This window comes from Xenorhabdus anantnagensis (assembly GCF_028598555.1).
Lineage (GTDB): Bacteria > Pseudomonadota > Gammaproteobacteria > Enterobacterales > Enterobacteriaceae > Xenorhabdus > Xenorhabdus anantnagensis.
The window spans coordinates 1-1,098 of record NZ_JAQRFN010000081.1 but is presented as its reverse complement, the minus strand read 5'-3'; the positions used below and the strand labels follow the sequence as shown (position 1 = coordinate 1,098).

1 protein-coding gene is annotated in these 1,098 nt (G+C 52.2%); it reads right to left on the bottom strand.

Annotated elements, in window-relative coordinates; translation table 11 throughout:
• The coding region (locus tag PSI14_RS19945) for a tyrosine-type recombinase/integrase (protein WP_273577721.1) at positions 1-1,017 on the bottom strand (1,017 nt) is incomplete at its 3' end.
• Positions 1,018-1,098 lie beyond the last annotated feature (81 nt).

The window sequence follows — 1,098 nt, the reverse complement described above, 5'->3', positions numbered from 1 at the left end:
GACATCGGTTTGGGTGTCATAGCCCATCGCCCGTAGCGCCTTATTGACGGTGTTTTCACTCATAACTTTCGCAGCATCATGATCACTGGGGAATACCACTTCGCAGTTGCCGCTCAGTACGCTCAACTCTTTGAATAACGAGACAGCTTGACGGCTCAGCGGCACGATGTGATCCGTTTTCATTTTCATGCCGCGCTCAGAAAAGCGAACGCCTTTGATGGGTTTTCGTGTAGCGGGAGTTTTCCAGACCGCGTTTTCAAGGTCGATTTCCTGCCAGCGGGCAAATCTCAGCTCACTGGAGCGGACAAACGTCAGCAGCGCCAGTTCTACCGCAATCTTGGTCAGCAGGCGACCACGATAGGCCGATAAGCGGTTCAGAAAATCAGGTAAATATTCATGGGGCAGGGCAGGATGATGGCGGGATTTCGTGGTGGTGAGTGCGCCGGCCATGTCGTTAGCAGGGTTTGTTTCCAGAATATCATTCTGGACGGCATAGCGCATAATCGCGGTGACTCGTTGGCGTAAGCGCTGGGCGATATCGTGTTTGCCCTGCTCATCAATGGCTTTGACGGGTGCTAAAAGCTGGCTGGTGCGTAATGTGGTAATATCGCGAGCGCCGATATGGGGGAAAATAGACTGCTCAAGGCTGCGCAGCACTTTTTGACGGTGGCTGTCGCTCCAGCGTTTGTTACTGGCGTGCCATGCTCGGGCGACTTCTTCAAATGAATTGACTTTGGCGGGCGTTGGTATGCCTTTCTTTTCGGCTTTGGGATCGATGCCCTGTGCCATCAGCTTTTTGGCTTCATCCCGTCTGGCGCGGGCATCGGCTAACGAGACTGCCGGATAGACACCGAACGCCAGACGGTCTTCTTTCTTATCGGTCGGGCGGTAATACTTCATGCGCCAGTATTTTGAGCCACGTGCTGAGACTTCTAAATAAAGGCCTCCGCCATCGGCGAGTTTGTAGGTTTTTTCTTTGGGCTTTGCAGTTTCGATTTGTCGTGCGTTTAGTTTCATTATTGAGGGCATTCCTTTAATCGAACGGTAAGTGCCCCGAATTATGCCCTTCGCTGCATCTTGATTGCAACAGACGAAACT